Genomic DNA, 5,508 nt, shown 5'->3' on the forward strand with positions numbered 1-5,508 from the left:
CGTCGAGGACCAGCTTGCGCAGGTCGTCCGGCGTGGTGCCGTCCGGGACCTGTCCGGTGACGACGGCCACACCGTGGACGTCCTTGGCGGACCCGGCGAGACCGGCGGCGGCCTGCAGCACCTTCTCGGCGCGGAACTTCTCGATCTCCTTCTCGGCGTCCTTCAGCTTGCCGAGCATGGCGGAGATCTTCTCCGGAAGCTCCTCCGCGCGGCCCTTGACCAGCTCCTGGAGCTGAGCGACGACCGTGTGCTCACGGGCGAGGAAGTTGTAGGCGTCCACCCCGACGAGGGCCTCGATACGGCGCACACCCGAGCCGATCGACGACTCGCCGAGCAGCTTCACCAGGCCCAGCTGGGCGGTGTTGTGCACGTGCGTGCCGCCGCACAGCTCCTTGGAGAAGTCGCCGATGGTCACGACGCGGACGCGCTCGCCGTACTTCTCGCCGAACTCGGCGATGGCGCCCTGCTTCTTGGCCTCGTCGATGCCCATCACCTCGGCGTGCACGTCGAGGTCGCGGGCGAGCACCTCGTTGATCTTCTGCTCGACGTCGGTCATCACGGTCGTCGGAACGGCGGAAGGGGAGCCGAAGTCGAAGCGGAAGCGGCCGGGCTGGTTCTCGGAACCGGCCTGGGCGGCCGTCGGACCGAGGGCGTCGCGCAGCGCCTGGTGGGTGAGGTGCGTGGCCGAGTGGGCACGGGCGATGGCCTTGCGGCGGCGGGCGTCGATCGAGGCGTGGGCCTTGGCCCCGACGGTCACCTCGCCGACCTGGACGACGCCCTTGTGCACGTACACGCCCGGGACCGGCTTCTGGGTGTCGCGGACCTCGATGACGGCACCGGAGTCCACCTTGATGCGGCCGGTGTCACCGATCTGACCGCCGCCCTCGGCGTAGAAGGGGGTGCGGTCGAGGACGATCTCGACCTCGTCGCCCTCGGTGGCGGCCGGGGAGGCGACGCCGTCGACGAGGATGCCGACGATCGTGGTCTCGCCCTCGGTGTCCGCGTAGCCGATGAAGTCGGTGGCACCGGCGGCGTCGGCGATCTCCCGGTAGGCGCCCATGTCGGCGTGGCCGGTCTTCTTGGCCTGGGCATCGGCCTTGGCGCGCTCCCGCTGCTCCTTCATCAGGCGGCGGAAGCCGTCCTCGTCCACGGACAGGCCCTGCTCGGCGGCCATCTCCAGGGTGAGGTCGATCGGGAAGCCCCAGGTGTCGTGGAGCAGGAAGGCCTTGTCGCCGGAGAGGACGCCGGAGCCGGCGGCCTTGGTCTCGGCGACGGCGGTGTCCAGCACGTTCGTGCCGGCGTTGAGGGTCTTGAGGAAGCGGGTCTCCTCGGCGAGGGCGACCTTCTCGATGCGCTCGCGGTCGGTGACCAGCTCCGGGTACTGCCGGCCCATCATGCCGATCACCACGTCGATCAGGTCCTTGACGACCGGACCGGTGGCGCCCAGCAGCCGCATGTTGCGGATGGCGCGGCGCATGATGCGGCGCAGGACGTAGCCGCGGCCCTCGTTGCCGGGGGTGACGCCGTCACCGATGAGCATCACGGACGTGCGCATGTGGTCGGTGACCACACGCAGGGAGACGTCCGAGTCGTGGGCGTCGCCGTAGGCCACGCCGGTCAGCTCGGTGGCCTTCCTGATGACGGCCATGGAGGTGTCGATCTCGTACATGTTCTGCACGCCCTGCAGAATCATGGCGAGACGCTCCAGGCCGAGGCCCGTGTCGATGTTCTTGCTCGGCAGCTCGCCGAGGATCTCGAAGTTGTCCTTGCCGGTGCCCTCGCCGCGCTCGAACTGCATGAAGACGAGGTTCCAGATCTCCACGTACCGCTCGTCGTTGACGGCGGGACCGCCCTCGACACCGAACTCGGGGCCGCGGTCGTAGTTGATCTCGGAACACGGGCCACAGGGTCCGGGGACGCCCATGGACCAGTAGTTGTCCTTCATGCCGAGGCGCTGGATGCGCTCCTTCGGCACACCGACGACCTCGTGCCAGATGCGCTCGGCCTCGTCGTCGTCCTTGTAGACGGTGATCCACAGACGCTCGGGCTCGAGGCCGTAACCGCCCTTGTCCTGGGGCGTGGTGAGCAGCTCCCAGGCGTACTTGATGGCGCCTTCCTTGAAGTAGTCACCGAAGGAGAAGTTGCCGCACATCTGGAAGAAGGTGCCGTGGCGGGTGGTCTTGCCGACCTCTTCGATGTCGGGCGTGCGCACACACTTCTGCACGCTGGTGGCGCGGTCGAAGGGCGGCTTGACCTCACCCAGGAAGTAGGGCTTGAAGGGCACCATGCCGGCCGGGACGAGGAGCAGAGTCGGGTCGTCCGCGATGAGCGACGCCGAAGGGACGACGGTGTGACCGCGCTCCTCGAAGAAGCTCAACCAGCGGCGACGAATCTCGGCCGACTCCATCAGTGGTCCTCATTCCGGTTGTACGAGTACGTCGTGTCGTCGACGTACTTCGGGTCGTTGCGGTTCTCGATGGCGGCGTACCGCCTGGGTGCGGGGAGTCCGGGGTCGGCGTTGATCCCCAGTGCCTCCCCCAGTTCGGCCTCCCGCTGGGCCATGTTGTCGCGGACGTCGAGCGCGAAGCCCACCGCGCGGTCCTTGATGCGCTGACCGGTCTCGAGCGCCTTGTTCGCGGCGGTCGCGGCCAGGCTCTCGGGGGTGAGCTGCTTCAGCTTGCGGTTGACCTTGGTGGTGGCCCACACACCGGCGGCGACGCCCGTGGTGAACCAGAACGTACGGCGGAACATCGCTCGGTCAGTCCTTCTTTCCGCGGGCGTTCCGCTTCTCCCGGCGCGCGGCCGGGACCGTCCGGCCCACGATCACGGTACGCCTGGGTGCCTTGGCGGGCATGTCGTCCCTGCGGCCGCCGAGAGCCCGGCGCACGCCGTAGCCGAAGGCCGCGACCTTGACCAGGGGGCCGCCGAAGGTGGAGGCGACCGTCGTCGAGAGCGCGGAGGCGTTGGACGTGACCTCCTGTACGTCGGAGGCGATGGCGTCGACCCGGTCGATCTGGGTCTGCGCGGAGCGCACGGCCGTGGATGCGTCGGCGAGCAGCGGGACGGCCTGGTCGGTCACGTCCGCCACGAGCTTGGTGGTCGCCCTGAGCGTCTGGGCCAGCCTCGCCAGCGCGACGGCGAGGAAGGACACCAGGATCGCCCAGAAGACGGCCACCAGGATCCCGGCCACCTCTCCACCGGACACCGTGCGCACCCGCTCTCTGAAACGTGCTCTGAACTTCGGAACCTTGAAAAAGCAGTGCACCGAGCCTATCGCGCCGGGCGTGGCGCTCCGTACCGGATTACCTCCCGGGAGCGCCGGAGTTGCGGGAAGCGATTGTACGGATCGAACACGCTTGAGTACGCTCCGTGTCCCATGCGAGTTCCTCAGCGCCCCGGCCCCTCGCCGGACGGCGATCCGCCCCTCGAACTCAACGCCTTCGTGGGCCGCTCCGCCGAACTCGCCGCGCTGGCCCGGGCGCTCGACACCGGGCGGCTGGTGACGGTGACCGGGGTGGGCGGGGTCGGCAAGTCACGGCTCGCGGCGCGGGCGGCGGCGCGGGCCGCTCCCCGGGACGGCGTGCGGCACGTGGAGCTGGCACCGGTGGGCCATCCGGAGTTCGTGGACCACGCGGTCGTGGAGGCCGTGGGGCTGACGGACCACACCACGCGTCCACCGCGCGAGGCGCTGGTCGAGCAGCTCGCCGATCGCCAACTCCTGCTGGTCCTCGACGGGTTCGAGCATCTGGTGGAGGCGTGCGCCGCGCTGGTGGCCGAGCTGCTGCGGCGGGTGCCGGGACTGCGGGTGCTCGCCGTGGGGCGGCGGCCGCTCGCGGTGGCGGGCGAGGTGCTGTTCCCGCTGGCTCCGCTGGGCGAGGACGAGGCCGTGGAGCTGCTCATGGACCGGGCTGCCCGGCACGGGCTGGAGGTGCGGGACGACGCGGACGTTCGGGAGCTGTGCCGGCGCCTCGACGGGATCCCGCTGGCGATCGAACTGGCGGCGGGGCGGCTGCGGGCGCTGCCCCTCGGCCGGCTGGTGGAACGCCTCGACGACCGCTTCCGGCTGCTGACCGGCGGGAACCGGGACTCCCTCCCCCGCCACCGGACGCTGCGCACGGCCATCGGCTGGAGCCACGAGCTGTGCGCGCCCCAGGAACGGCTGCTGTGGGCACGGCTGTCCGTGTTCGCCCAGACCTTCGACCTGGAGGCCGCCGAATACGTGTGCAGCGGCGACGGACTGCCCGCCGACGACGTCCTGGACGTGCTGTCCGAGCTGCTCGAGCAGTCGGTGGTGTCACGCGAGGAGGGCCCGGCGGGCGTGCGCTACCGGATGCTGGACACGGTCCGGGCCTACGGCGCCGACTGGCTGCGGGCGGCGGGGGACGCGCACCGGCTGCGCCGCCGCCACCGGGACTGGTACATGGGCCTGGCGACCTGGTGCGAGCTGGACTGGTTCTCACCCCGGCAGGCCGAGGTCGCCGCGCGCGTGGAGGCGGAGCTGCCGAACCTGCGGACCGCCCTCGAGCACTGTCTGACCGAGCCCGACGAGGCCCACCTGGGCCAGTACCTGGCGGGTTCGCTGTGGTTCTACTGGGCCGGTTGCGGACGTCTGTCGGAGGGGCGGCGCTGGCTGGAGCGCTGTGTGGATCTGGAGTCACATCACGAGCAGTCCCGGCTGAAGGCCCTGTGGGTGCTCGCCCATGTGTCGATCCTGCAGGGCGACAGGGTCGCCGCGCTGGCCGCCCTGCAGGAGTGCCAGGAGGAGGCGCGGCGGGCCGGGCTTCCCACGGCGGTGGCGTACGCGGAGCACCGCAGCGGCTGTCTGGCCCTGGTCACGGACGACATGGCGCGGGCGGAAACGCTGCTGCGTTCGGCGCTGGCCCGCTACCGGGAGATCGGCGAGCTCAACAGTCATGTCCTGATGGGGCAGGTGGGGCTGGCGATGACCCGGGCGTTCCAGGGGGACCTGCCGGACGCGGTGCGGCTGTGCGAGGACGTGCGCCGGGTGTGCGAGGACCACGGCGAGCGGTGGGCCCGGTCGTACGCGCTGTACGTGCTGGCGTACGCGGCCTGGCGGGACGGTGATCCCGCGCACGCCAGGGAGCTGCTGGCGGACTGTCTGGGCAGTGCGCACGCCTTCCGCGACCTGCTGGGCTCGGTACTGTCGATCGAGCTGCTGGCCCTGGTCACGGCGGTGCAGGGAGACCCGGGCGAGGCCGCGGTGCTGCAGGGCGCGGCCGGCCGGATGTGGCCGTCGGTGGGGCTTCCGCTGTTCGGCTCGGCCCATTTCAACGCCCCGCACGAGCTGTGCGAGGCGGCGGCCCGGGAGGCGCTGGGCGACGAGCGGTACGAGGAGCGGGTACGGGAGGGGCAGCGGCTGGACCGGGAGGCGGCGGTGGCCCGGGCGCTGGGGCGGCACGGTGCCGCCCTCGACGCCCAGCCCGCGCCGCGCGGGCCGGTGCGGCACGCCCCGGGCGCCCCGGGCCGGCGAAACCCCGCCGCCGCGCC

General features: G+C 71.3%; 4 protein-coding genes. 1 reads left to right on the forward strand and 3 read right to left on the reverse strand.

All coding sequences use genetic code 11. The features are described 5' to 3' along the window. The 3 genes from alaS to ACFW2E_RS40550 form a co-directional block, all read right to left on the reverse strand. A partial coding sequence (alaS, locus tag ACFW2E_RS40540) for an alanine--tRNA ligase (RefSeq protein ID WP_384475211.1) occupies positions 1-2,407 on the reverse strand: 2,407 nt, incomplete at its 3' end. Then, complete coding sequence (locus ACFW2E_RS40545; RefSeq protein WP_384475213.1) at positions 2,407-2,751, reverse strand: hypothetical protein; 345 nt, start codon at positions 2,749-2,751, stop codon at positions 2,407-2,409. The genes alaS and ACFW2E_RS40545, both read right to left, overlap by 1 nt. 7 nt (positions 2,752-2,758) lie before the next feature. Then, a complete protein-coding gene (locus tag ACFW2E_RS40550) occupies positions 2,759-3,214 on the reverse strand; it encodes a DUF948 domain-containing protein (RefSeq protein WP_384475215.1) in 456 nt (151 codons plus the stop codon). A gap of 162 nt (positions 3,215-3,376) precedes the next feature. Here ACFW2E_RS40550 and ACFW2E_RS40555 point away from each other — a divergent pair. Further along, a partial coding sequence (locus ACFW2E_RS40555) for an ATP-binding protein (protein WP_384475217.1) occupies positions 3,377-5,508 on the forward strand: 2,132 nt, incomplete at its 3' end.

This window comes from Streptomyces sp. NPDC058964, from assembly GCF_042741275.1.
Lineage (GTDB): Bacteria > Actinomycetota > Actinomycetes > Streptomycetales > Streptomycetaceae > Streptomyces.